Genomic DNA, 26437 nt, shown 5'->3' with positions numbered 1-26437 from the left:
CCGCAAACGCAGGTTATCGCCTAGGGCACTTGCGGTCAACCCCGCGCCGTTGCCTTTTGATTCATGACGTTATGGCCTGTCCCCCATCGCCGATCAGTTGCTTGTAGGTCAGGCGCTTGCCGAACGCGCCGGACAGCACTTCATCGAACCGCCCGCTGTCGCCATCTTCGTGCTTGCGCTCGTTGTAGCGAAACGCCTGCTCGTCCAAATAGCGGTGAAGGTGGAACGGTTCGACCGAGACGTAGGTGCCCTTCAACGCGCGTTTGAGCAGCGACCAAAAGTTTTCGATTCCGTTCGTGTGGACATTGCCGCGCACGTAGCTCTCCGCATGGTTCACAAACTCGTGGACGAACTCGCGATCGAGTCCGGTGTAGCTGGCGAGTTCGTCGGTGAAGATTTCCGCACCCGGTTCAACGTGCGCGGTCACTTCGGCCTGAAGGGTTTTCTTCTTGCGGTCCGCGACATGCTTGACGTGGACTTTCCCCGTCTCGCGGTCGAGCAACCCCATGACGAGTTCTTTGCCTACTCCGCCAGTGCCGCGAATCCGCTGCTTGCGGATGTGCTTGTGCATGTTGCGCGCCTTGCCTCCGATGAACGTCTCGTCCGCCTCAACCGGACCGCTGCCGCCCATTTTGGCGAACGTGCCCGTCTGCATCGCGAGCCGGATGCGCTGCAACAGAAACCACGCCGACTTCTGGGTGATGCCTAGGCCACGGTGGATCTCATACGAGCTGATCCCGTTCTTGCAGTTGCCGATCATCCACATGCCAGCGAGCCACGTATCGAGGCCAAGCGGCGAGTCTTCCATGATCGACCCGATCTTCACGCTGAACTTGCGCTGCGGGTGCTTCGCCTTGCACTTCCACGTGCGCGTGCTCGCCAAGAACCACACGTCGGCGGAGTCACAGCGCGGGCACTTCACTACGCCACTAGGCCAGCGCAGTGCCTTCGCGTGATCGAAGGCCACAGCAGGATCAGCAAAATACTTGATGGCTTCCGCGAGCGTCTGCGGGCCGGTTCCAGTTCGCTCTTTCTTCTTCGGCACGCCATGAATCTAGCACCGATGCGCGGTCCAGTCAAGTATATTAATACCCTTCGATCCGCCTCGCCGACTAGTGATTCGGGGACCCTACCGTTTCGTGCGGAATCCCATGTACATTGGCGCAGGACTCGCCCTCGCTGGCGCCGCGCTCTTCTACGAGTCGTTGCCGCTTCTGGGTTATGCTGGCCTCTTCATTCTTGCAACTCACGTCTTCGTGATGTGGTACGAGGAGCCCACTCTACGGCAAACCTTCGGGCAAGAGTACGAAGCATACTGCCGGCAGGTCAGGCGATGGTGGCCGAGCGTATGACCCGCACATGGTTCTGATGCCGCTGGATCAGCGGTACTGAACGAGTCCGCTGCTTTCTTGCGCCGCACGAGTCAGGCAAGCGCAGCGGCGCGGGCGATCAACAGGCCACCCTCACGCGCCACACGGATCGCCAACGGAATCGAATCGATCTGCAACGCGATCTCGCGGTCCTTGGGATGAAACTGCGGGCGTGAGGGATCGTCGTAGTTCTGCGACTCGGCACTCGCCAGCACCAAGCGTCGCACAGCGTCGCGATCGGGTTGACGGCCTTGCAAGAGATTGCGGAGGTAGAGCGCGCACAGTTCGTCTTCGTCGGCGCGGGTCTCGCCTTGCGCGCCCATGGCGACGATGGTGACGACCGCGGGATCATCGCGCCGCAGCGCTTGCACCGTGGCCTGCGCGTTCACCAATGCCGCCACGAAGATTTGCGTGGCCTTGTGCGCGGCGGTGACACCCACTGTTCCGGCCGTGGTTGAGTGAATCAACGTCCGTCCCCTCACGTCGGCGATCGAGAGCTCGAACGGCGAGTTGCCGAAATCAAAACCGGCTGGGCGTTTGCCGTGAACTTCGCCCATGCACAACTCACCGACGCCGCGGCTGCGCAGGTCCAGCGCTTCATCGACGCTAGCCACCAGAACGATCCGTGCCGCACCACGTGCGAAGGCGACCGCCGCGGTCGTGAACGCGCGCAACACGTCAACGATGACGACGGTCCCTTCCGCCTCCTGCGCGCCGCGCAACAGGCTGTCGATGCGGATCTCCATCCGTTAGCGCGATGCCGCGCGCGAGGCGCGAGGAGCTTTGCCCGCCACTTTCGACCCTTCGACGTTGCTCAGGGCATGCTTTGGACCCTGGACCTTGGACTTTGGACTTTCAGCTTTGGGCTGCGGGCGAAGCCCGCCCTGTGGACTGAGAACAGCAAATGCCCAGCCGGCGTAAGTGTACGGAGCCAACGTCGGAACGAGCCAGCGCAGTGTCGGTGGCAAGGCGCTCTGGCTTTGCGTGCGATGCGCGGCAGAGATGACATGCGCCGTGGCTCGCTTAGCTCGCCCGCGCAGCCAATAGCGCACCTCGGGGTTGGCGGCGACGTTTTTTACCCACTGCGACCGATCACCGCGAAAGGTGCTGACGACGATGCGGTCCTGAATCCGAATGGCCGCGAGGGGGACCTTGGAGCGACGGGCGGTCTTGCGGCCCTTGGTTTCAAGCACAACGAGGCCGCCGGGAACAAAGCGCGGGGCAGCCCATCCGGCGCGGATATAGGGCTCCACGAGCCGGTTGAGCAGTCGGAAGAACTGCGTCTCGACGGAACAGCGATTGGTCACGTTGGAAACTACCGCATGCAGAAGCGGCACGGAAGCCGTCGCCATCGCTGAGCAAGCAGAGGCTATCGTGCGCGCTGGCCGAAGAGGATTTTCTTCGCCTGCTCGTCCATACCGGCGGATTGGCCCACGGCCTGCGCCGCCTGGCGCAAGTCCTTGCCGATCGCGAAGCCGCGCTGCACTGCGGGCCGAGCGCGGACCGCTTCGAGCCAGCGCGCGAAGTTGGGGAAGTCTTCGAGCTTCTGCCCCTGTCGCTCGTAGAGCACGCTCCACGGCCAACACGCCATGTCGGCGATCGAGTAGTCGCCAGCCAAGAACGGCCGGTCGGCGAGTCGTGTGTTCATCACGCCGTAGAGGCGATTGGCTTCGTTGGTGTAGCGATCGATCGCATACGGCAGCGGTTCCGGCGCGTATTGACGGAAGTGGTGTGCCTGGCCGAGCATCGGGCCGAGCCCACCCATCTGCCACATCAGCCACTGCGTAACGTCGTAGCGCCCGCGCACGTCCTTCGGCATGAACTGACCGGTCTTCTCGGCGAGATAGAGCAGGATCGCGCCCGATTCGAAGATCGCGATCGGCGCACCGCCGCCGAGGGGATCGTGATCGACGATCGCCGGCATCCGATTGTTCGGACTGAGCGCGAGAAACTCCGGCGTGAACTGCTCGCCGCGTCCGATGTTCACCGGCTTGACCGTGTACGGCAGCCCGGTCTCTTCGAGCATGATGGTGATCTTCCACCCGTTCGGCGTCGGCCAGTAGTACAGATCGATCATCGGGTCCTCCAGCGGTTGCCGCTCACCATGCGTTAGCGCGGCAGTTGAGGCAACCCGGCCGCTTGAGGTAGGGCAGTGCAGCGCATGAACCTGCTCCTGCTCTTCAATGACGACTTCGTCGACTTCGTCGGTGACGCGAACCGCGTGCGCATCAGCGGGCGCCGCGTCGAGCACGTCCGTGCGGTTCATCGCGCGCGCGTTGGTGACGAACTGCGCGTCGGGGTGGTGAATGGTCAACTCGGCCGCGGCGTGATCACCGCACTGAGCGACGACGCGCTGGAGATGGACGTTGCGCTTGATCAAGCGCCACCTCCGCCGCTACCGGTGACGCTGGTGCTGGCGCTGCCGCGACCGAAGAGTCTGAAGAAAGTGCTCGCGGCGGTGACGACGATGGGTGTGAAGCGCGTCGTACTGTTGAACACGTTTCGGGTCGAGAAGAGTTACTGGCAGAGCCCGCTGCTGCGGCCGACGGCGTTGCGTGAGCAACTGCTGCTTGGGCTCGAGCAAGCCGGCGATACGGTGCTGCCGGAGATTTCGCTGCGGCATCGCTTCAAACCGTTCGTTGAGGACGAGTTGGTTGAGCTTGCGCGCGGCACCCGCGCACTGGTGGCGCATCCGACCGCGGCGCATCTCAGTCCGCGCGACGTGCAACAAGCGGTGACGTTGGCGGTGGGCCCTGAGGGCGGATTCATTCCGTTTGAAGTCGAGCTGCTGCAAGCCCACGGTTTCGAGCCGGTGTCGCTCGGCGTCCGGCGACTGCGTGTCGAGCACGCCGTGCCCGCACTGCTGGGGCGGCTGTTCTGATTCATCCCACTGGACTTCGCCCCGCTGGACTTGGCCCCACTGGACTTAGCGGCGGCGCAGGATGAAGATGCGCTGCAACTGGACACCACAAAGGAGGTCGTCATGAAGCTCTATCATCGTCCGCAATCTCGTTCGGTGCGGCCGCGCTGGCTCTTGGAGGAGATCGGTGCGCCCTACGAACTGATCACGCTCGACCACGCCAAAGGCGAGGACAAGACGCCGGCGTATCTCAAGATCCATCCGCACGGGGCCGTGCCCGCGTTGATCGACGGCGACTTGGCGTTGTTCGAATCGGCGGCGATCTGCAGCTACCTCGCCGACAAGTATCCCGACAAGCGGCTCGCGCCACCGGTCGGCAGCACGGCGCGCGGGCTCTACTACCAGTGGATGCACTACGCGATGGCGACGCTCGAGCCGCCGGTGCTGCAAGTGTTCATGAACACCGTGATGCTGCCGGAAGCGGAGCGTTCGGCGAAGGCGGCTGACGCCGGCCGCAAGCAGTTCGCTGAAGTCGCCGCTGTGCTCAGCAGCGCGCTGGCGACCAAACCCTATCTGTTGGGGGAACAGTTCTCAGCCGCCGACGTGATGATCGGGTCGACGCTCGGCTGGGGACAATTCATGGGATTGCTCGCCGATCAACCGACCCTGAGTGCGTATGTCGCCCGTCTCACCGAACGGCCGGCGTACCAGCGCGCCCAGGCGGCTTGAGCGGATCGCGCTTCGGTTTACCAGCAGAGCAACACCGGCTGCCCGTCGGGTGTATGGCACTCCGGCCCGACGTGCAGCCGACTCTGCGCCCGTTGTTCGGGAAGATCGAACCGGCGCGCTGGCGGAACGAGAAAATGCGCTCCGTCGCCGTAGACCATTTGGTAGCCGACGTAGATGAGCCCGGCATACGCCGCCACACCCGCGATCGAAATGATCACCGCCTGCTCGGTGCTGAGCGCGTGCACCCGCCTGGGCCGGGGCAGTCCGGCCAGTAGCAGAGCGACGAGCACGAGTACGAACACTCTCGTTCGAGTCATCGACGACTCCCACTAGTTTTGAGTTACCAACAAAGCAGCGCCGGCTGCCCGTCAGGCGTCTTGCACTGCAAGCCGACGCGGACAGCGGCGCGCTCGCGGACGCGAGCTTCGGGCGACAGAAAATGGGGTTCATCGTCGTGCGCCATCAGCACGGCAATAACGGTGATGAGGGTGGCGGCGCCGACGACCGCCCCACCGATGATCAACGGGGTGGTGATGTCGGTCGCTCGCGCCCGACGCGGCGCCAGCGCGGTGAACATCAGCAGCGCGATGACGACGGCAGCGACGAACTTCTTGTCGAACATATTTCTCTCCTTGCAGTGATGGGCCGTGTCCATCGGCCGATCTCGGAAGCGCCGGTACACTACGAACCTTGCGCAGCCTGTTGCGCGCGCTTGGCGCGTTGGCAGGGGCAGCCGCCGGCGGCTTCTTCGGCGGGCTTGGCGTCGGCCGCCTTCTTCTCCTGACAGGTGGCGCAGCACGTGCCGTCAGCGCCGCAGCCCGGCATGCCCGGCATCCCAACGGTCTCGGCCGGTTTGTCGGCAGGTGCTGCTTGCGCGGACGTGGCATCGGCCGACGCCGCGTCATCGGCGTGCGCCCATGCCGGCGCCATTGTTACGGCGAGCGCACACGCGGCGATGATCAGTAGTCTGCGAATCGATAGCAACGAAGCGATCATCTCTTCTTCCTCTCCTCTCCGGAACGAAAATAGCAATGCCGGCATGGTAGTGACCGTCTCGCGCCATTGCAACTCGCGCCAGCAGTTGGCTAGGCTGATCCCGCAAGGAAGGAACAATGGCTGCCGACATCGACGGACTCCTGCACGGCGCTATCGATCTACACGTCCACTTCGGTCCCGACGCGCATCTGCAGCGCAGCGTCGATGCCTTCGAAGCCGCGCAGCAGGCGGCCGCGGCGGGCATGGCCGCGATCGTCCTCAAGAGCCACGACTACCCGACGGCACCGCTGGCGACCATCGTGCAGCGCGCGGTGCCGGGGCTGCGCGTCTTCGGCGGCTTGACGCTCGACAAACAGATCGGCGGACTCAACCCGGCGGCGGTCGAAGTGTCGGCGCGGCTTGGCGCCAAGATCCTGTGGATGCCGACGCTGTCGTCGGCGAATGATCACGTGAAGTTCGGACGTCACGAACCGGGCATCTCGCTGTTCAACGACAGCGGTAACCTTGCCGAGCCGCTGTGGGAAATACTCAAACTCGCCCGCGAGCACGGCATGATCGTGGCGTCGGGCCATGTGACCGTGCCGGAGATCCACGCGGTGTTTCGCGCCGCCTCGCAAGCTGGCGTCGAGCGGCTGCTGATCACGCACGCGTTAGAAACGCTCGCGGGCCCGACGCTGACGCTGAGCGATCTGCACGACTTCGTCGGCGCCGGAGCGATGATCGAGTTTTCGTATCTGACCTGCGGTGGCGCGCTCGCCACCGAGCCGCCGGCGAAGATTGCCGCGGCGATCAAAGAAGTCGGCGCAGCGCGCTGTGTGATGTCGACCGACTACGGGCAGAAGAAGAACGCCCCGCCGGCCGAAGGTCTGCGCCGCTTCATCGCTGAGATGCTCGCCTGCGGCGTGAGCGTCGCGGACGTGCACGCCATGGTGCAGACGAATCCAGCGACACTGCTGGGACTCTGACTATACTTCGCCATGAGTGATCGCAGCTGCGAACTGTGCGAATGCGCGCCCATCACGCGCCGTTACGCCGAGTATCAGCAACCGTTCCGCTTCGTGATCATGGACTGCGATTCCTGCGATGTACCGATGGCGGTGCTCGGCGAGCATCGCCGCGCGCCGCACGACACCGAGCGCGCGTTCATGCAAGCGGCGCTTGGCGCGATCGCCGACGCGATGTTTCGCCACGGCTGGTTCTTCGACGATCACATGCGTCAGATCCCTGACCACTACCATCTCCACGCCCGCCCGTATCCGGCGTGGTGGCCCAAGACGCGCTGAGTACGACACCTCGCATCCGAGTCACGAATCCCGCGTCACGACTCACGAACGCCAACCGGTCGGATTGGAAGGCCTCCACCCTAGCCCTCCTCTGTTCGCGGAGATGCTCACGGAGCAGGGAACCGGAAGTCGGCGGCGATGCGCGAAAAGTTCCCTCCTCTGCGGCATCACCCGCCGCGGAGGAGGGTCAGGGTGGAGGCTCCGACTCACGAGTCACGACTCACGGTTCACGACACTAGTCCTTGTCCGGCACACGAAACTGCTCGTGGCAACTCTTGCACGAACCGAATAGGGCCTTGGCGGCGGCGGGAACATCGCCACCAGTTTTCGCTGCAGCCGCCAGCGCGCCGGCGGTGGCGGTGAGTTGCTTGGCGCCGTCTTCAAACTTGGGCCAGTTGGTCCAGATCTCGGGTTTGGCGCGCGACTTCTCGAAGGTGCTGCCGGGAGGAAACAGGGCGGTGATCTTGGCGGAGTCCTTCTCAATCTGTTCGGCCGCGGTTTGCACCACAAGGTTGTCGCCGCTCTTGGTCGCGTCGTTGATGGCTTTGGCATTCTTGCCGATGCCCTCCATCAACTCGTGGCGATCGCGGATCGGACCGGCAGGCAGATCCTTGCTTTCGACGTCGTGAGCACGTGCGGCGGTGAGCGCGAGCGGCAGGAGCAACGCAGATACGAGCAAAATCCAAGCGGGGCGCATGGGGACTCTCCTTCGAAATGTTTGGTCGGTGCTACTTGTCGTCCACCACGTTGTCAATTGGCGCGACGCGCTTGAGATAGGCGGCGATTGCCTTGAGATCGTCGACCGGCGCGTCCTTATATCCCGGACCACCACCGTGCCCATCGATGACGTCGGCCATGAATCCCTGCACGTTGTCCATGTTCGGCAGCATGCCCATGGTGAGCAGACCGACGATGTCGCCGGCGTCCCAATCGTGAATACCGGTTTGGTGCGGCGTGATGTTGGGGACGGGTTTGCCGCCGGGTCCGTGCTGGGTACCGGCGAGATACATGGAGAGGTCGGGCGCGCCGAGGCGATTGCGCGGGGTGTGGCAATCGACGCAGATCGAAACATGCTCGACCAAGTAGCGACCGCGCGCGATCTCATCGGTCGGTGCGGTGGGCGGCGCTGGTGGGCGGCGCGCAAACACGCGGCGCCACGCGCGGTACGCCCAGCGCGCCAACGGCAGCTCGCCTTGGTGCGGTCGGTTCGTCTGCCGCACGGGAGGCAGTGTTCGGAGATAGGCGATCAGATCGGTGACATCGGCGTCGGCCATGCCGGCGTAGTAATAGTAGGGCATCACCGGCGCTTCGGCGCCTTTGTCGCGCGCGCTACCGTCGCAAATCGCGGCGCGGACTTCGTCGTCGCTCCAGCGACCGATACCGGTGTCCGGGTCGGGCGTGATGTTGGTGCCATAGAATGTTCCGAACGGGGTGACTACTTCGCCACCGCCTGACCCAACGGGTCCATTCGTTGGCGTGTGGCACCCGCAACCGGCGGCGAGCGCGAAAATCGCGCGGCCGTGTTCCGTGTCACCGGCCGCGTGGGTCTGCGACGGGCGCGCGTTCATCAGCGCGAGCAGGGCGAGTACGGTTCGTATGCGGCGCATACCGAACCATAGCCGACGCGATGGGACACAGCCACCGTTGCGGCACACGGCGAGCTGACCTATATCGCTGCTGTGCGCCTCGACCAAAGGATCGCTTTCGTTACCGGCGCCGGCAGTGGAATCGGCCGTGCCATCGCTCAACGCCTCGCGCGCGAAGGTGCCCGTGTCGCGGTCGCCGATGTCAATGTCGCGGGTGCGGAGGCAACAGTCGCGCTGATCTCGGCGGACCATGGAACTGCGATCGCTTTGTCGACCGACATCACGGATTTTTCGTCGGTCCAGCGGGCGGTGGCCCAGGTGCGCGAACGATGGGGAGACGTCGAGATCTTGGTCAACAACGCGGGATGGGACCGCATCGAACCATTTGTGCAGAACACGCCCGAGCTGTGGCAGAAGATCATCGCGATCAATCTGAGCGGGCCGATCCACTGCTGCCGCGCGGTGCTCGACGGTATGATCGCGGCCGGTGCGGGAAAGATCATCAGTATCGGCTCCGATGCCGGTCGCGTCGGTAGCAGCGGTGAAGCGGTGTACTCGGCGTGTAAAGGCGGTGTCATCGCGTTTTCGAAGACGTTGGCGCGCGAAATGGCGCGGCACCACATCAACGTCAACGTCGTCGCACCGGGGCCGACCGAAACCCCGCTGCTGAAAGAAGTCACCAGCGGTCCCGACGGCGCGAAGATCATCGCCGCGATGACCCGAGCAGTGCCGTTCCGGCGGCTCGGCACGCCCGACGAGATCGCCGCCGCAGTGGCGTTCTTCGCCTCGCCAGACGCTGACTTCATCACCGGTCAAGTGCTCAGCGTCAGCGGCGGCCTGACGATGATCGGCTAGTCTTCCTCCCGACGATCCGTGATGGCAGATTTTACTTGACACTCGGCCCCGCGTCGCTTAACCCGTGGCCGCATGGGTGCGGTTGAGCTGTCGTGTCGAGAGTGGGGGGATCGTCATCATTCGCTCACAGTGGTGCTGATTCATTGCCTCTCAGCACAGGGGCAGATCTGGGACCCGCTCGCGCGCGGTCTCTCGGATGTCCATCACTTGGTTGCACCCGATCTGCGTGGTCACGGTGCCAGTCCCTGGCCGGGCTGCTACGGTGCCGAAGAATATCTGGCCGACCTTGAGGCGCTGGTCGCCCGTCGCGGCACTACTTCGGTGGCGCTGATCGGCCATTCCTTCGGCGGGATGATCGCGGCGGGTTTTGCGATTCGACACCCGGAGCAGGTCCGCGCGTTGGTCACCATCGACATCAACATTCCTCCGCCCATTCGATTGATCGAACGCGTGCGTGCCGCTGGAGCACGGCCGCACCCGGTGTTTGCGACGCGCGACGAAAGCGTGAGCGCGCTTCGCCGAGCGCTGGCGCCGAGCGCGAGTGAGGAAACGGTGGGGCTGTTAGCGGACGCACTACTGACAACGAGCGAAGGCGGGTTGACGTTTGACTTCGATCGCAACGTGCTGCGGCAGTTTGAGCCCCTGGAGTTCGCCGAGCAGATTGATCGTATCCTCTGCCCAACGCTGTTCTTGCGCGGCAGCGAATCGTCCATAACCGACCGCGGTGGCGCCATCGCCATGCTCAGTCGTCTTGAGCACTCCCGCCTGGTCGAGATACCGCGCGCCGGCCATCACGTGTTTCTCGATAACCCGTCGGCAACGATTCAGGAGATTCGCCAGTTCCTGGCGGAGACGCTGGGGCGCTCCCCGACCGTCGCGCCGCACCCCGCGCAAGCCTGAGGTGCGAGGGGCGACGGGTCGTCGCCTGCCTCACGAGTTGCCGCTGTCGGATCACAGTGTCAGAATCCGCGCGCATGTCATCCCCCGACAGTGGTGCGCGCGTGAAACTGACGCCGATGCTCGAACAGTACCTGCGCGCGAAGAGTGAGCACCCCGACGCATTGCTGTTCTTCCGCCTCGGCGACTTTTACGAACTCTTCTTCGAAGATGCCGAGCGCGCGGCCCGGTTGCTCGATCTGACGTTGACCTCGCGCAGCAAGAAGGACGATGTGCGCATCCCGATGTGCGGCGTTCCCTACCACGCCGCGCAGCCGTATATCGCCAAGCTGCTCGCCAGCGGAATGAAAGTGGCCATTTGCGAGCAGGTGGAAGATCCGGCGACCGCGCAGGGCCTGGTGGATCGGGCGGTCATTCGCGTGGTCACCCCAGCGACCGTGACGGAAGAAGAGTGCCTCGACCCCAAGACACCGAACTTTCTGGTCGCCGTGGCCGCGGCGTCCGATGAGATCGGTCTGGCGGCGGCGGATCTCTCCACCGGCGAAATGCGCGTGATGATTGCGAGTGAGCTGGCGGCGATCGGCGACGAACTTGGCCGCCTGTTGCCGCGTGAGTTATTGCTTCCCGAAGACGGGATCCAGCTCGCCGCGCTCGAGGCATCGGCACCGCAAGCGCTGGTCAGTCGCTTGCCGGCTGCAAGCTTCGCCGTCGACGCGGGTGCGGCGTGGTTCCGCGAGCATGGCGCGGAGGTGCCCATTGATGCCGTCGCGTCCGCCGTTGGCGCCGTGCTCGCATATCTTGCAGGAACGCATCGAGCCAGCGTCGCGCACTTGCGGCCGCCGGCGGCCGAAGAGCGCGGCGCACGGTTGGCGCTTGACGACGCGACGCGGCGCAATCTCGAATTGCTTGCGACGTTGCGCGGCGAGCGGCGCGGTTCGCTGTTGTGGGTGCTCGATCACACGCAAACCCCGATGGGCGGCCGCCTGTTGCGCAGTTGGTTGCTGGCGCCACTGACCACGCCGGCTGCCATCGGTGCGCGACTTGACGCGATCGAGGAACTGGTCGAGCGCGCAAGCTGGCGCGGCGCGCTGGTCGCCGAGCTGAGTACGATCGGCGATCTCGAACGACTCGCCGCGCGGCTTGCCGCGGCTCGGGTCACCCCCCGCGACCTGCTCGGTCTCGCCGCCGCTTTGGCAACAGTCGGGCGTCTTCGCGACGCGCTCGCCGACGCGCGAACCACGACGGTGACCGCCAGCCGCGCGGCGCTCGACGATCTGCCGGCGGTGCAGGTCCGAATCGGCGCAGCCATCGGCGACGAACCGCCGCTCAATCCCCGCGCCGGTGGCCTGATCCGCAGCGGCTTCGATGCGACGGTGGACGAATTGCGCGAGCTCTCGCGCAGCGGCAAAGACTGGATGGCGCGCTTCGAAACCGATCAGCGTGCACGCGCTGGAATTGCCTCACTCAAAGTCCGCTTCAACAACGTGTTCGGCTACTACATCGAAGTCACCAAGGCGAACCTGCATCTGGTGCCGAGCGACTACCGGCGCAAACAGACGCTTGCCAACGCCGAACGTTTCGTGACGCCTGAGTTGGAAACCTACGAAGCGAAAGTGTTGGGCGCCGAGGAGCGCCTGCGCGCGCGCGAATTCGAACTGTTCAGCGCGTTGGTTACTGAGATTGCCGCCGAGCAGACGCGACTCGGCCGCACCGCAACAGCACTGGCGCAGCTCGATGTGCTCTGCTCGCTCGCTACCGTCGCCGAACGCCAGCGCTACTGTCGCCCACAACTGACCCGCGAGCCGGGCCTGGTCATCCGTGACGGACGCCATCCGGTGGTGGAGTTGATGGCGAGCCGCGGTGGCTTCGTGCCCAACGAGTGCGTGCTCGATCCCGAGACCCAGCAATTGTTGGTGATCACCGGACCGAACATGGCGGGCAAGTCGACCTACCTGCGCCAGGTCGCGCTGATCGTGCTGATGGCGCAAATGGGCAGCTTCGTACCCGCTTCGGCGGCCACGGTTGGGGTCGTCGATCGGCTGTTCACTCGTGTCGGTGCGTCTGACAACCTCGCCGGGGGCGAATCGACCTTCATGGTCGAGATGAAGGAGACGGCGCACATCCTCAGCCACCTGACTGACCGCAGCCTGATCATTCTGGATGAGATCGGCCGCGGCACCAGCACGTTCGACGGCATCTCGATCGCGTGGGCGGTTGCGGAACACTTGCATGATAGTGCCATCGGCCGGCCGCTGGTGCTGTTCGCCACGCACTATCACGAGCTGACGGATCTGACGCGCACCAAAGCGCGGGTGAAGAATTTCTCCGTTGCGGTGCGTGAGTGGAAGGGGGAGATCGTTTTCCTCCGGCGCATCGTGGCGGGTCCGGCGAGCCAGAGCTACGGTATTCAAGTCGCCCAGCTCGCCGGTGTGCCGTCGCCGGTGATCGGCCGCGCGAAAGAAATTTTGCGCAACCTGGAACAAGGCGAGCTAACAGACGCCGGCGTGCCACGGTTGGCCCAACACGACGGCGCGGTGGCAAACCAGTTGCCACTATTCGGCGCGGTGCGTGCACTGCCGGATCCACTGCGCGACGAGTTGGCGGTGATTGACGTCGACCGGCTGACGCCGGTCGAGGCGCTCACGCGGCTCAACCAGCTGGTGCGTCAGGCGCGCGGGCAAGAGTGAGCGGCGTCACCGCACCGAAAGGTAGCGAAGTGAATCAGCCGTCCCCCTTTTCCGTGCTCGTCCCGGCTGGTATGCCTCACGGCACGCTATGATGCAGACGGAAACTGCGGCGGACAGCCAGGCGTCCGAACCGCTGGAAGGCCTCGGCCACTTCGCGGCCGACAGCGATTGGGGTCGCCACGCGAAGGAGTATCTCCGGCATGCGCAAGAGCTGCTCCGGCAGCGCCATCTGGCGGGCGCCAGCGGACGCGAGATCGTGCGCGGCTACACCGGCGTGATCGATCATCTGATCCGCGCCTTGTTCGATGCCGCCGCCGCCGTCTTCGCCAGCCGCTATCACGTGTTGGATCAACATTGCACAGTCGTGGCACAGGGCGGCTACGGCCGCGCTGAGTTGAACCCGTGCTCCGACATCGATCTGCTTTTCCTCTATCCCCGCAAGCGCGACCCGTACGTCGAGACCGTCGCAGAGAAGATTTTGTACACGCTCTGGGACACCGGCCTCACCGTTGGCCACGCGACCCGCAATGTGACCGAGTGCGTGCGCTTGGCGGCCGCCGACTTCAAGGTGAAGACCGCGCTGCTCGACGCGCGCTACATTGGCGGAGACGGAAAGCTGTACGCCGAATTCGCTAGCGCCATGGAGGCGCAAGTACTCAAGCGCAACGCGGCCCGCTTCTACAAAGACAAACTGAGGGAAAACGAGGAGCGCCACCAGCGCTACGGCGATTCGGTCTACGTCCTCGAACCCCAGCTCAAGGAAGGCGAAGGCGGCCTACGCGATCTCCACACTGCGATGTGGCTGGCCAAGGTGAAGTACAAGACCAACGACGTCGCCGAACTGGTTCACAAGGGCGTCATCAATGACCGCGAGCGCGCCGAGCTAGAAGCCGCGCGCGATTTCCTCTGGCGCGTGCGCAATGCGCTGCACTTCCTCTCTGGCCAGCACCAGGATCAACTCACGTTCGAATATCAGGAACGCATCGCCGCGGAGTTCGCGTACCACGACACCGATGGGCTCAAGGGAGTCGAGCGCTTCATGCGCGACTACTACCTGCACGCGGCCGCGGTGAATCGATTTGCCGACGAAATCATCGAGCGCTGCACCGCGCGGCCGCGCGTGTCGAATCTGATCGGCCGCTACACTGGTCGCGAGATTCGTCCGGGCGTGCGCATCATGTCGAGCGAGTTAGCGGTGGGCGACCCCAATCTGTTTCGGACGCAACCGGTCGAACTGATCCGCGTCTTCTCCGACGCGCAGCGCCATGGCGTGCCGCTGTCGCACCTCACCAAGCGCCACATCCGGGCGCACGCCGAGCTTGTCGATGCCACCGTCCGTACCGATCCGATCGCTATCGAGGCGTTTCTCCAAGTTCTAGACTGGAAGTTCGATGTGTATGAGACGCTCTTCGAGATGCACCGCCTCGGCGTGCTCGGCGCCTTCTTGCCCGAGTTCGGTGCGTTGCTCTGCTTGGCGCAACATGACGTCTACCACATCTACACCGTCGACCATCACTCGCTGATGGGCGTGCGCGAGATGGAACGCCTGCGCGACGGCTACTACAAGACCAGCGTGCCGCTGCTCACCGAAGTGATGCGCGACATCGACAAGGTCGAGATCCTGTTCCTGGCTATGCTGTTTCACGACGCCGGCAAGGGGCAGGGCGGCGGTCACTCCGAGAAGGGCGCCACCATGATGCCGCGCATTGCCAAACGCCTGCGTCTCAACGACGACGACGCGCGCCAGCTCGAGTTTCTCGTCCTCCATCACCTGACCATGTCGCACCTGGCGCAACGGCGCGACGTAGGTGACGAGCAACTGGTCATTGAGTTCGCCCGCACCGTGGGCTCGGCCGACAACCTCAAGAAGCTCTACCTGCTGACCTTTGCCGACATGAAGGCGGTTGGCCCCAAGGTGTGGAGCAATTGGCAAGACATGTTGCTCGCCGAGCTCTACCTCAACACACTCAACGTGTTCGAGCGCGGCGTTTTCGTCCAGTCGGATCACGCCGAGCGGGTGGCGCGCATCCGCAATCGCGTGGTTGCGGTGGCCGACGAAGCGCACCGCGAGCGCACCGAGCAGTTTCTGGCCGACATGCCGGACCGCTACTTCTTGCAGACTCCCGAGGAGGACATTCCGCACCACATTACCTTGGTGGGGCATCTGCGCGAAGAACCGTTGGTGACTGCGGTCCAACACTTCCCCGAGCGCGAGTTCAGCGAGTTCACGGCGGTCACCAGCGATCGGCCGGGGCTGTTCTCGAAAATCACCGGCGTGTTGACGGCGCACGGGATGAACATCCTGGGCGCCCGGATCACGACCAGCCGCCGCGGGGTCGCGCTCGACGTGTTCCGTGTGTCGCACGCTGCCAATGCGGAGATCGCCCAAGACGCCGAGCGCTGGGAACGCATCCAGGTCACCCTTGGCCGCGTGCTGCAGGGCGAGCTTGATGTGGAGCAACTGGTGGCGCAGTCACGCCGGCCGTCGTCGCTGGCCAAGAAGTTCGTGCCGCGGGTGTCGAGCAACGTGATGATCGACAACGGCGTGTCAGCCCACTACACCGTGCTCGACGTTTTCACTCAAGACCATGTCGGCGTGCTATTTTCGATCACGAACTGCCTGTTCCATCTCGGGCTATCGATTCATTTGGCGAAGATCACCACCAACGTCGATCAAGTGCTCGATGTGTTCTACGTGAGCGAGAACGGCCACAAGGTTGAGGACGGCCTGCGGCTCGACGCGATCCGCGCCGAGTTGCTGCGGCGCCTGCAGGAAGGCGTGCCGGCCGCGGCGTAGCCATGGGCGCACGCGCGACCGGCCGAGACATCGATCGCACCATTGACGAGTTTGTCGCCTATCTCGCCGCCGAGCGCGGATTGTCCCGCAACACGCTCACCGCGTATGGCAGCGATCTCGCCCGACTCGCCGAAAGTCTCGAACGCCAGCGCATCACCGAAATCGCCGCCATCCGTCCGGCGCATCTGATCAAGTTTTTGGAAGCCTTGGCGCGGCGCGGCCTGGCGGCGCGCAGCCGGGCGCGGACGCTGGCCGCGGTGCGGATGTTCTTCGCCTATCTGCTGCGCGAACACGCGGTGGCGGTCAATCCAACCCAGGACCTGCATTTGCCCCGGCTGGGTCAGCGGCTGCCACGTTCGGTATCACAGCGTGAGATCGAACAGTTGATCGATGCCCCGGCGCCGCCGCAACAACCAGTCAATGCGGTCACCGCTGCGCGTGCAGCCCGCGATGTGGCGATGGTGGAGCTGGTGTATGCGACGGGCCTGCGCGTGTCCGAGGTGGTGTCGTTGAAAGTGAATCAGGTGAACCTGGAAGCCGGTTACCTCACCGTGATCGGGAAGGGGCGCAAAGAGCGCGCGGTACCGGTGGGACACTATGCCTGCGAGCGCCTGCGCGGCTACCTCGCGGAGACGCGGCCGGCGCTGCTGCGCAACCGGAGTAGTCCATACCTGTTCGTCACGTGCGCGGCCAAGCCGATGACGCGGCAAGCCTTCGGCCGCTTGCTGCGCAAGCGGGTGCAGCGCGCCGGCATCGCCACCAAGGTCAGCCCGCACACGCTGCGGCATGCGTTTGCAACGCACCTGGTCGACCACGGCGCCGACTTGCGCGCCGTGCAGATGATGCTCGGCCACGCCGACATTGCCACCACGCAGGTCTACACCCACGTCGCCCGTGAGCGGCTGCGCGAGGTCCATCGCAAGTTCCATCCGCGCGGATGAGCGTCGTCTCCATTTCTGTCTGTCAGCGCATCGTGTGGCGAAGGGGGCGCGGACGCCACCGCCGCGAATTTTCTTGGTTGACAGACTGTCCGAACGCAGTCTAGACAGGTACCTGCGCTTCTCGCGCGGCTAACAGGAAGAAGAGAGGATTGAACATGCGGGCGCTCCCTCGCGTGCCATTGGTGGTTGTCGGTTTGGTCATTGCCTTTGCGCGAGCCGGTGCGGCGATCACGCTGCCCCATGCAAATACTTTGGGGGACCTCTGTCCGGGTACGCCAAACCCGTGCGTGGTGAGCGGCAAGTTCGCGGTTTCGAACGGCGTCTCGTTCAATGCGTTCGGCCGGGCGATGCAGTTCACTTCCAAGGCGGCGCTGGTTGGCGATCCGGGCGCCTCGTTCATCATTGGCAACACGAGCGCAGTCGCCGTCGATCAGGGCGCTGTGCTGAGTTCGAACGCGAAGGGTGCTGCCGCCGGAAGCGTTACGGTGTACAGCGGCGGTGCGTGCGCGATCGCCGGCAAAGTAGCCGCTAGCGCGACAGCGGATGCGCTGGCCGGACTCGGTGGCAACGGAGGTTCCGTGGTGATCTGGTGTCACGGGATTAGCTTGGCGGGTTCCGCCACGGTGGAGGCCAAGGGTGCTGGCTTTGTGAAGCATGGCGTGGCCAGCCCGGGGGCGGGGGGGGCGATGTCTCTCAACGCCTTCACCGGCGCGTTCAGCGCAAGCAAGGGTGCGAAGATCAACGCACAGGGCAAAGGCGCTGGTGGCGGCTTTGTCGGCATTGCGAGTCAGGCTGCCTGCACGGGTCTGGCGACGGCGATCCAAGTCGACGCTGGAGTGCTCCACATCCCGAAGAGCCCAGCGGTCGGCGGTGATGGCGGCGGCGTCAACCTCAGCTGCAGCGGCGATGTCTCTCTCACCAAAAACGCGAAGATCGTCACCGGAACGGTCAAGACCGCGCACTTCGGTGCGGTGGTGATCGACGCTGGCGGCAGCCTGCAACTCGACGAAGGCATGAAGGTGCAAGCCGATGGCGGCGGCGTCGGTCCCTACGGCGTCGGCACCGCGATCGACATCAGTAGTGCAACCAACGCCTGCACTCTCAACGGCAAGTTGCAGTCCGACAGTCAGGGTGCGGCGGGCGGTGCCGTCCAGATCACCTGCGCTGGATTGACTCTTGGACCCAAGAGCACGGTGGAAGCAAACAACAAGGGAGACACTGCGAGCAACTTGTTCGTCGATACCACCGGTGCAACCACCGGGCGGCCGCCAGCGAGTTGCAATTTGAGCGGGAAGATTGCGCTGAAAGCCAGCGCCCAGCCCCTGGGGTTCGGTGCCTCCGCTCCTGGTACCGGTGGCGCATTGCAATTCGCGTGCGGCACAACGCTGACCATGAGCACCGGCGCTGCGATTGACGTCTCCGCGTCAGGTGGTGACGCGTCCGGCGGTGGAAGCGATGCCGGCAGTGTTGATGTCAAAGCGGCTGGTGCGGTTTTCATTGGCGGCAAGCTGACCGCGAAGGGCACGGGAACCGGCGGCACGGTCACCATCGTGGGCCTCGGGATCACGGTGACGAACGACAGCGGCATCGATACTGCCGGGGCATCGGGCGGCGACGTCTTGCTGAACTCGCAGCAACCGAACGGCTCCGTCGGCGGCGATATAGTGATCAGCAAGACCGTGTCGGCCAAAGGCAGCGGCGGTGGGGCATTCGGCAGCTTCGGCGGTGTGGTCGCAGTCGAGGGTTGTAGCGTCACCATCGACGACAAGGGCAGTGTGGTCTCGGACGGCACTCTCGGTGGGCAGAACGCGATCACCGCCCACAAGAATCTCGTCGTCGCGGGCAAGATCTCCGCCCACTCTTTGAATGCGGCGAACGGGGAGGGCGGCAACGCCCTGCTCTACAGAAACAGTGTCATGATTGCCGATCCGACGCACATCGTGCCGGCCACAACGCCAACGCAAGATATGAGCCTCATGGCTTGTCCGTAGACTTTCAGGGACCGAACCATTCTTGTCTTGCGTCGCCGCGCGCAGGCGACCCGGGTAGTAACCGCCAGTGCCGCGCATCTCGCGCAGGTTTGACTTGCGACCGAGGCCAACGCTAAACCGCCGGGCAACTCGAACCAATCGCGACGGGGCGTCGCCTGACGGGGCGGCGCTGACGTCACGCGGAGAGACCGGTGGCCCTGTCTTCGGAATCCAACCGTGACCAGTCGGGAGTGAGCGGCGCGTCTGCTCCTCTGCCGTTCATCAATCGCCGTGAACAACTGGACTGGCTGCACGGGCGGTTGCAGGAAACGCTCACCGGGCGGCCACAGGTCGTGGAGGTCGTGGGTGAAGCCGGCATCGGCAAGACCCGCTTCGTCCAGCACGCGCAAGCTGTGGCTGCTCCATATGGTGTGCAGGTTTACTACGGCCGCTGTTACGAAGAGTTGGCGCTTCCATATGTCCCCTTCGTCGAGGGGGTGCTGTCTCATTTGCCAGAAGTGTTGGGCGATTTAGATCGCGCGCTCGGACCAGACGCCGAGGTCATTCGCCGATTGATCGAACGCGCCCCGACCATAGGAGGCGGGACGTCTTCGGTTGCACCGCCGACTGAGCACGACAAGCAGCGGCTGTTTTCCGCGGTCGCGCGCGCCGTGCTGACGGTGGCGCGCGCGGGCCCGACGGTGCTGGTGCTCGATGATCTCCACTGGGCCGATCGGCCGTCGCTCGATCTCCTCAGCCATGTCGTCTTTTCGGTCGCCGATGCCGCGGAGCGGGAAGCGGTGCCGCTGATGATCGTCGGCGCGCATCGGCCGGTCGATCCGACCGCTTACCTGACCGGAGTGCTCGCGAGTCTGCAGCGGGAACCGGCTTACCACACGTTGGTGCTACCCGGGTTCGACGAACCGGAGCTCGCCGAGTTGATTCACGCGCTCCATCTCGGGCGGCCGGCGACCCAGTTCGTTACGACCGTGGCCGAGGCGACGCAAGGCAATCCGTTGTTCGCGCAAGCCGCGATCCGTCACCTCGTGCAACAGGGCGCGCTGTGCGAGCGCGGTGGTGAGCTGGTGGCAGCGGTTGCTGCACCGGAGCTGCACTTTCCGGAACACGTCACCGGTGCGATCGCCGCACACATCCAAGGACTCAGCGATCGCTGCCACCACGCGTTGACAGTCGCCGCGTTCCTCGCCAGCGGCTTCACGCTCGAGTCGCTGCACGCGCTTAGCGGGCTCGACGATGGCGAGGTCCGCGACGTCATCGAAGAGGCGCAGCTCCACGGGCTGCTGCGCGCAGAGGGCGCGCGCTTCCAGTTCGCACATCCATTGATTCAACACGTGTTCAGTCGCGAGCCGAGCGCGGCGCAGCGCCAAATGATCCACAACCAAGTCGCCGACGTCCTTGAATCCACTCGTGACAGCGACGGCGATGCGTACGTGTTCGAGATCGCGCATCATCTCATCGCCGCCGGTGCGGCGGCTGAAGCACCGAAGGTGGTCGCGCACGCGCGCCGTGCCGGCGATCGCGCCTTTGCCACCTACGCGTGGGGCGATGCGGCACGCTACTATCAAGGGGCGCTGGCCGCCGCCGAATCGATTGAGCACTCCTCGCTGGCTGAGCGCGCCGAGTTGCACTATCGCACCGCTTACAGCGGCCATCGCGATCGCAATCCGGATCTGTGCCTCGATCACTACGACCGAGCGATCGCGGCCTATCGGGCTGTCGGTGACGCGCGCGGTGTGGCGCAGACGTTCGCCGACCGCACGAGGGCTCAGTTCGAATTGATCCCGGTCGCGTATGGCACGCTGATCGACGTACAGCCGTTGGAGCAGGCCCTCGAAGCCCTTGGTGAATCCGAACCCGTGTTGCGTGGGCGCATCTGGTCAACGCTCGCCGATGTGTATTGGACGGCGCGACAACCGGACAAGGCCCGCGAACTGTCGGAACGCGCACTGGCCATAGGGCTGGCTATCCCCGACGCGCAGCTCTGTGGCTATGCTCGTCAGGCGCTCGGACTTACTCAGATGCAGACTCTCCATCTGCACGGGTCACTCGACTACTACGAGCAGGCGCTGCTCGATACCCGAACTGCCAACGACGTATGGCTGGAAGCCAACGCCCGGTCTCGCGTGCCGTTGCTGCTGACTTGGTTGGGGCGACTAGACGAGGCCCACGCACGGGCCACAGATGCTGGCGCGTTCAGCCGTAAGATCCAGGACTGGACCGGCTGCTCGCTCGCCGCCACTGCCCTGTCGAGTGTGGCATTGGCGCGCGGCGCGTTCGACGACGTCGAGACCTACGCGGCGCACGCGATGCTGATGCTGGACCGTTCACACTACCCCTGGGGTGGCTTGCTCTTCCTCCCGGCACTCGCAGGTGCGCGGGCGCTGCGGGCCGAATGGGATGCCGCGGCGGATGCCATCGACATTCTGGTCGAGCCCGACCGCGTGTTTCCCGACCCCGGCGCCTCGGTGCAATTCATTGCCTGGGTCTATCGGCAGCTCCTGGCGCTCTACGCGCATCGTCTGACCGATGCGGACGCCACCAGCTTCGCTCGCACGGTCGTGGATCTGTTGCGGGACGCCGCTCCGGATATCAACACGATCGTCTGCCTGTGCGCGGTCGTGGAGGTGGCCGACGCAGTCAACACACCGAGCTTCGTGGAACCGATCGAGGGCATCTTGCGCGCTGCCGCCGAGAGTGGCGCCCTCTTCTGCAACGGTTGGCCGTTTCTCATTCCGCGCCTGTGCGGCGTCGCTGCGGCATCGCACCGGAAGTGGGAGGATGCCGAGGTGCACTTTCAGCTCGCGCTGCAGGCGGCAACCGCTGCCAATGCCCAGCCGGAACTGGGCCGCGCGTGCCTGGACTACGCTCGCATGCTGGCCGCGCGCGGCACTAACGCAGATCGCCAACGAGCGAGCGAGCTGTTGCATCACGCCGCATCGATCTTTGCCGACCGGGAGATGATCCCTTTCAGCCAGCGCGCCGGCGAACTGGCGGCCGCGCTGCCCACGTCACTGCCGGCTCCCACGCCGCGTGACTCGAACCAGTTGACCAAACGCGAGATCGACGTGTTGGCGCGACTGAGCCACGACCGCCGCGACGATGAAATCGCTGCGGAGATGTTGCTGAGCCCCGTCTCGGTGGCTAGCCGGGTGCGCAGCATCTTGCAGAAGACCGGGTCTGCTGACCGAGCCGCTGCGGCCGCGTACGCACGCAGTCGTGGTTTGGCCACGCCGATCCGCAAACCGGCAAACGCAACCGAGCCGGCGTACCGTTCCCTGCCGCCGACGCAGCCGCGCGTGATCATGTTTACCGACATGGAGGACTACACGCCGCTGATTCAGCGGCTGGGCGATCGCAAGGCGCAGGCTGTCATGCGGACGCACAACGCCATCATCCGTGAGTGCCTGGCGAAGCACGGCGGCACGGAGATCAAACACACCGGCGATGGGGTCAACGCTTGGTTTCAATCGGCGCGGGCGGCACTGGCCTGTGCGGTCGCCATTCAGAGCGACTTTGCCGCGTCTAACGGCGCGCAACCGCAGCACGCGATTCGCGTGCGGGTCGGGTTGAACGCCGGCAACCCCATCGCCGAAGAAGGTCAACTGTACGGTGCGTCGGTCAACGCCGCGGCGCGCATCTGCGCCGGCGCTGAGGCTGGGCAGATCCTCGTCTCCGACGTCGTACGGCAGCTCGCGGGCGACACGCGATTCACCTTTCGCGATTGTGGCAGCGTCGCGCTCAAGGGTTTCTCCGATCGCTTTCAGCTCTACGCCGTCACCTGGGAGGTATGAGAGTGTCCCGAGCCCCTCCAATCGCGGCGCGCTCCCGTGCCGACCATCACCGACCGCGTTTGCGATCGGGACCTAAACACACGACCATACAGATCATCGTGCGGCGTGAGAATCCGATGGAAAGGAATCCAAGATGCCCACTGCGATGCCTGAATCGATTCAGAAGGGACCGTTTTTTGTCAACCTCGACAACGCTCTGAACAATCCAACCACCCGCGAGCAGGTTCGCGCTGACCTGCAAGACTGGCTCAAGAAGCAGCCGCTCGACAACGCGGCATTCGCCGCTCTTGCGATGAAGCACAAGGTGTTCACAGATCAAGTAGGAGGGATAACGGCCGCAGCGGGGAGAGATCATTTTCTGAACGACTGGTTGGCGCCGGCGACATTCTGGTGGAGCGTGAAGAACACCGCAGAGATTCTGGCGCAGGCTCTTCTGCGGGCGATCGACCTGACCGCCAAGACCGGTCTGCCGATCGGTTCCCTCTGGTCATGTCATGGAACCGCCGAACATGTCGATGTAGCCGTAGGAGTCAACGGCCAGCAGATCACGTTCATCATCCACACCAACCAGCCGCCGGCGCAGACGGCCGGAACCGAACCCCAGAATCTGTTCATGGTGCGAAACCCGCGGCCGCCGAAAATGCCGGGCGACCCGAAAGAGGAGGGCGTCCAGATCGTGTCAATCACCGCCTGAGACTTCCCGCGAACGCGCGGCCGTTCGCGCCGCGATTGAGTCGGGGCGCGGTTTCGTGCTTCAGTCGTCGCCAAGCCATGCGCCATTGTCATCAAGCGGGCTTGCGATGAAGCCCACCGACCGCCGTCTCCTCGCGCTCGAACTCGGCCGCGCGTTTTCGGAACGACTCGAACTCGACGATCTGATTCCGTTCGTCATCGCCAAATGCCGCGAAGTGCTGGCCGCTGAGAGCGCGGCGGTGTTGCTGATCGATCCCGATCGCAACGAGTTCTTCTTTCCGTGCGCGGTGGACGAGAACCCGGACGTGGCAGCGCGACTGCAGCAAGCCCGGTTCGCGGCCGACCAAGGCATCGCGGGAGCTGCTGCGCAGTCTGGGAGTGCGGTACGGGTCGACGATGCCGCGACCGACCCGCGTTGGTTCGCCGGCATCGACCAGATCACCGGACGCACCACCCGGAGTATCTTGGCCGCGCCGCTTACCGCGCAGGCGCGCACCATCGGCGCGCTCGAAGTCGTCAATCGTCTCGACGGGCGCCCGTTCAACGACGACGACCTCGCCTTTCTCGATGCGCTCGCCGCGGGTGTGGCGGTGGCGATCCAGAACGCGCGCCGCTACGGCGTGCTCAAATCGACCGAAGAGAAACTGCGCGTGCAGGTGGCCGCGTTGCGGCGCGACTTGGCCCGCAGCGACCGCTTCGGTGACATCGTCGCCACCAGCGCGGTGATGCGCGACGTGCTGCGGCTAATGGACAGCGCCGCCGCGTCCACCATCACCGTGTTGATCGAAGGCGAAACCGGTGCGGGCAAGGAGCTGGTCGCGCGCGGCATCCATCGCGCCAGCGAGCGGGCGGAAAGGGCGTTCATCGCCGTCAACTGTGCCGCGCTGCCGGAATCGCTACTGGAGAGCCAACTCTTCGGGCACCGCAAGGGGGCGTTCACCGGCGCGATGAAGGATCAAGTCGGCTTTTTCGAAGCCGCCGACGGTGGGACGATTTTTCTCGACGAGATTGGTGACATGCCGCCGCCGATGCAGGCGCGCTTGCTCCGGGTGTTGCAAGACGGCGAGGTGGTCCCCGTCGGCGATCCCCATCCTCGCGCCATCGACGTGCGTGTCGTCTCCGCCACCAATCGCCAGCTCGTCGACGAAGTCGATCACGGCCGCTTTCGGCGCGACCTGTACTTCCGCTTGGCGGCGTTTCCGATCAATGTACCTTCCTTGCGCGAGCGGCGCGAAGACATCCCGCTACTCGCCGATCACTTTCTCGCGGCCGCGGCCGAGCGCCATCACAAGCGCATCGCCGGCATCGAGCCCGCCGCGATCGATCAGCTCATCAGCAGCGAGTGGCCCGGAAACGTGCGCGAGCTGCAGAGTGCAATCGAGCGCGCGGTCGCGCTCGCGCCCGACGGCGCGACGATCGGCGTCGAGCAGCTACCGCGCACGCTGGCGCAGGTGCCGAAACCCGCCACTACAGATCGCGACCCCGAAGTCGTGCCGGAGACGGCGCCGCGCAGCGATCCTGCGGACAGTGCCGAGGCGAGCGATCTCCGCCGCGCGCGTGCGGGGTTCGAGGCCACGCACGTTGCCAAGGTGCTCGCCGCGCACCACGGTAACATCTCGCGCGCGGCGCAAGCACTCGGTCTGTCGCGCGTGGCGCTGCGCAAGAAAATCAAAGAGTACGCTTTGCGGTAACCGCGCTTTCCATTTCTCTTCTTCAAGTTTCCACTGCTGGTCAATTGAGTTGATGCCGCGCGTCGCACCGGCACGCCGGTGCTCGTCGCACCGTGCGGGTGTGCGCCTGGCACCGGACCTGCTGTTTGGTTGTCGCAGCAAACGACAACTGGGGCGATGCCCCACCAACCCGCGCCGATGGCGCGAACAGGAGGACGCGATGAAAGTTCTGAGTACAGCATTGGCCAGCGTGGCGCTGCTCGCCGGCCTGACCGGCCCGGCGATGATGGCGGCGCCCGCCGCCGCGGCGTGGCCGGGGGACGTGACGACGAAATGTCCGATCGACTCGGTGAAGGTCGGCTCGTTCTGCGTGGACAAGTACGAAGCCAGCGTCTGGGAGATCCCGGCGTGTCACGGGTCGACGAGCAACAAGACGCTGATCACCAAGGTGCAGCGGGGCACCGTGAAGCGGGCCGACCTGTTGCTGGGCACCGCCGTCCAGCGCGGAGTGGCGGGCGACGACTACGTCTGTGGCAACAACGGCCAGGACTGCGCGGCGGAACTGAATTTCACGACGTGTACGGGCAGCGCAATCTTTGCCGTGAGCTTGAGTGCGACTCTGCTCGACACGACCCCGATCACCCCGTCGGCGTACGTCACGTGGTTTCAGGCGCAGCAGGCGTGCAGCAACGCGGGCAAGCGGCTGCCGTCGAACGGCGAGTGGCAACAGGCGGCAGCGGGCTCGCCGGACCCGGGTGGCGATAACGGCACCACGGACTGTAACACGGGCACTTTCGCGGTAACTGCCACTGGCTCGCGCAGCAGTTGCGTCTCGACGTACGGCGCCTTCGACATGGTGGGCAACCTGCACGAGTGGGTGGCGGACTGGGTGCCCACGTCGACGGCGTGCCCCGGGTGGGCCGCATTCAGCGACGACTACATGTGCTTGTCGGGGGCGAGCACGACAGCGACCGGCCCCGGCGCGCTTCTACGTGGCGGCAGCATGGACACCACGACGCATGCCGGCCCGCTCGCTGTCACCGGCTACCCCTCGCCGTTTTTCTCGCAATACAACGCCGGCTTTCGTTGCGCGCGTTAGTCACGTGGTCCGTGAGTGGGCGGGCTTTTCTCGCCCGTCCGCTCGCGGATGACTAACGAGCTTGTAGAAAAACCATTTGGCCGCATGGCCTCCGTCTCGGGAGGCGCTGATCGTGGATTGGGTGAATCATTCGCTGTGGTCGGTCGGTCTGTTTCCGACGTGGCGTCGTGCTTGGCTGCGGATCGTCCGGGT

General features: G+C 64.8%; 24 protein-coding genes. 15 read left to right on the top strand and 9 right to left on the bottom strand.

The features are described 5' to 3' along the window. Nucleotides 1-61 precede the first annotated feature (61 nt). Nucleotides 62-1045: an IS1595 family transposase gene (locus HYR72_12955; protein MBI1815881.1), complete on the bottom strand. Its 984-nt coding sequence runs from the start codon at nt 1043-1045 to the stop codon at nt 62-64. Nucleotides 1046-1139: 94 nt separating this feature from the next. On the opposite strand from HYR72_12955, the gene HYR72_12950 reads away from it, so the two are divergent. Further along, nucleotides 1140-1352, top strand: coding sequence for a hypothetical protein (locus HYR72_12950; protein MBI1815880.1), 213 nt, complete (start codon nt 1140-1142; stop codon nt 1350-1352). Nucleotides 1353-1423: 71 nt separating this feature from the next. Here the strand turns inward: HYR72_12950 and HYR72_12945 are convergent, their stop codons facing one another. From HYR72_12945 to HYR72_12935, 3 genes are read right to left on the bottom strand one after another with little or no spacing between them, the layout of a single operon-like run. Next, nucleotides 1424-2116: a 2-phosphosulfolactate phosphatase gene (locus tag HYR72_12945; protein MBI1815879.1), complete on the bottom strand. Its 693-nt coding sequence runs from the start codon at nt 2114-2116 to the stop codon at nt 1424-1426. A gap of 3 nt (nt 2117-2119) precedes the next feature. Next, complete coding sequence (locus HYR72_12940; GenBank protein ID MBI1815878.1) at nt 2120-2722, bottom strand: nitroreductase family deazaflavin-dependent oxidoreductase; 603 nt, start codon at nt 2720-2722, stop codon at nt 2120-2122. 17 nt (nt 2723-2739) lie between these two features. Continuing rightward, nucleotides 2740-3447 (bottom strand): glutathione S-transferase N-terminal domain-containing protein, encoded by a 708-nt coding sequence (locus HYR72_12935; protein MBI1815877.1) that lies wholly within the window; start codon nt 3445-3447, stop codon nt 2740-2742. 84 nt (nt 3448-3531) lie between these two features. Here HYR72_12935 and HYR72_12930 point away from each other — a divergent pair, with 84 nt between their 5' ends. Then, the gene (locus HYR72_12930) at nt 3532-4251 is read left to right on the top strand and encodes a 16S rRNA (uracil(1498)-N(3))-methyltransferase (protein ID MBI1815876.1); all 720 of its coding nucleotides are present in this window, start codon (nt 3532-3534) and stop codon (nt 4249-4251) included. Nucleotides 4252-4353: 102 nt separating this feature from the next. Next, nucleotides 4354-4959 carry a glutathione S-transferase family protein gene (locus HYR72_12925; GenBank protein MBI1815875.1) on the top strand — a complete coding sequence of 202 codons (606 nt, stop codon included), beginning with the start codon at nt 4354-4356 and terminating at the stop codon, nt 4957-4959. Nucleotides 4960-4976: 17 nt separating this feature from the next. Here the strand turns inward: HYR72_12925 and HYR72_12920 are convergent, their stop codons facing one another. From HYR72_12920 to HYR72_12910, 3 genes are read right to left on the bottom strand one after another with little or no spacing between them, the layout of a single operon-like run. After that, on the bottom strand, nt 4977-5276 hold the full coding sequence (locus HYR72_12920) for a hypothetical protein (GenBank protein MBI1815874.1): 300 nt from the start codon (nt 5274-5276) through the stop codon (nt 4977-4979). Nucleotides 5277-5299: 23 nt separating this feature from the next. Then, nucleotides 5300-5581, bottom strand: a complete 282-nt coding sequence (locus HYR72_12915; GenBank protein MBI1815873.1) for a hypothetical protein — start codon at nt 5579-5581, stop codon at nt 5300-5302. Between the two features lie 59 nt (nt 5582-5640). Continuing rightward, nucleotides 5641-5955: a hypothetical protein gene (locus HYR72_12910; protein MBI1815872.1), complete on the bottom strand. Its 315-nt coding sequence runs from the start codon at nt 5953-5955 to the stop codon at nt 5641-5643. Between the two features lie 116 nt (nt 5956-6071). On the opposite strand from HYR72_12910, the gene HYR72_12905 reads away from it, so the two are divergent. Together HYR72_12905 and HYR72_12900 are read left to right on the top strand one after the other, a co-directional pair. Continuing rightward, nucleotides 6072-6920: a hypothetical protein gene (locus HYR72_12905; GenBank protein MBI1815871.1), complete on the top strand. Its 849-nt coding sequence runs from the start codon at nt 6072-6074 to the stop codon at nt 6918-6920. 12 nt (nt 6921-6932) lie between these two features. Then, nucleotides 6933-7238 carry a hypothetical protein gene (locus HYR72_12900; GenBank protein MBI1815870.1) on the top strand — a complete coding sequence of 102 codons (306 nt, stop codon included), beginning with the start codon at nt 6933-6935 and terminating at the stop codon, nt 7236-7238. A gap of 235 nt (nt 7239-7473) precedes the next feature. On the opposite strand, the gene HYR72_12895 is transcribed toward HYR72_12900, so the two are convergent. Together HYR72_12895 and HYR72_12890 are read right to left on the bottom strand one after the other, a co-directional pair. Then, nucleotides 7474-7935: a cytochrome c gene (locus tag HYR72_12895; GenBank protein ID MBI1815869.1), complete on the bottom strand. Its 462-nt coding sequence runs from the start codon at nt 7933-7935 to the stop codon at nt 7474-7476. Nucleotides 7936-7966: 31 nt separating this feature from the next. Next, a complete protein-coding gene (locus HYR72_12890; protein ID MBI1815868.1) occupies nt 7967-8845 on the bottom strand; it encodes a cytochrome C in 879 nt (292 codons plus the stop codon). A gap of 72 nt (nt 8846-8917) precedes the next feature. On the opposite strand from HYR72_12890, the gene HYR72_12885 reads away from it, so the two are divergent. From HYR72_12885 to HYR72_12840, 10 genes are all read left to right on the top strand, one after another. After that, a complete protein-coding gene (locus HYR72_12885; protein MBI1815867.1) occupies nt 8918-9679 on the top strand; it encodes a glucose 1-dehydrogenase in 762 nt (253 codons plus the stop codon). A gap of 72 nt (nt 9680-9751) precedes the next feature. After that, complete coding sequence (locus HYR72_12880; GenBank protein ID MBI1815866.1) at nt 9752-10579, top strand: alpha/beta hydrolase; 828 nt, start codon at nt 9752-9754, stop codon at nt 10577-10579. Nucleotides 10580-10653: 74 nt separating this feature from the next. Next, the gene (mutS, locus tag HYR72_12875; GenBank protein ID MBI1815865.1) at nt 10654-13263 is read left to right on the top strand and encodes a DNA mismatch repair protein MutS; all 2610 of its coding nucleotides are present in this window, start codon (nt 10654-10656) and stop codon (nt 13261-13263) included. An 88-nt stretch (nt 13264-13351) separates the two neighbouring features. Continuing rightward, nucleotides 13352-16060 (top strand): [protein-PII] uridylyltransferase, encoded by a 2709-nt coding sequence (glnD, locus tag HYR72_12870; protein MBI1815864.1) that lies wholly within the window; start codon nt 13352-13354, stop codon nt 16058-16060. 29 nt (nt 16061-16089) lie between these two features. Next, the gene (xerD, locus tag HYR72_12865; protein ID MBI1815863.1) at nt 16090-17001 is read left to right on the top strand and encodes a site-specific tyrosine recombinase XerD; all 912 of its coding nucleotides are present in this window, start codon (nt 16090-16092) and stop codon (nt 16999-17001) included. Between the two features lie 155 nt (nt 17002-17156). Further along, nucleotides 17157-18992 (top strand): hypothetical protein, encoded by a 1836-nt coding sequence (locus HYR72_12860; protein ID MBI1815862.1) that lies wholly within the window; start codon nt 17157-17159, stop codon nt 18990-18992. A gap of 191 nt (nt 18993-19183) precedes the next feature. After that, nucleotides 19184-22783, top strand: a complete 3600-nt coding sequence (locus HYR72_12855; GenBank protein ID MBI1815861.1) for an AAA family ATPase — start codon at nt 19184-19186, stop codon at nt 22781-22783. Between the two features lie 133 nt (nt 22784-22916). Beyond that, nucleotides 22917-23477, top strand: a complete 561-nt coding sequence (locus HYR72_12850) for a hypothetical protein (protein MBI1815860.1) — start codon at nt 22917-22919, stop codon at nt 23475-23477. A gap of 106 nt (nt 23478-23583) precedes the next feature. Further along, nucleotides 23584-25167, top strand: a complete 1584-nt coding sequence (locus HYR72_12845; GenBank protein MBI1815859.1) for a sigma 54-interacting transcriptional regulator — start codon at nt 23584-23586, stop codon at nt 25165-25167. Nucleotides 25168-25366: 199 nt separating this feature from the next. Beyond that, entirely contained in the window at nt 25367-26245 is an 879-nt protein-coding gene (locus HYR72_12840) for an SUMF1/EgtB/PvdO family nonheme iron enzyme (GenBank protein MBI1815858.1), read from the top strand. Nucleotides 26246-26437: the final 192 nt, after the last annotated feature.

The organism is Deltaproteobacteria bacterium (genome assembly GCA_016178705.1).
GTDB lineage: Bacteria > Desulfobacterota > Binatia > HRBIN30 > JACQVA1 > JACOST01.
This window is presented reverse-complemented; position numbering and strand designations above follow the sequence as displayed.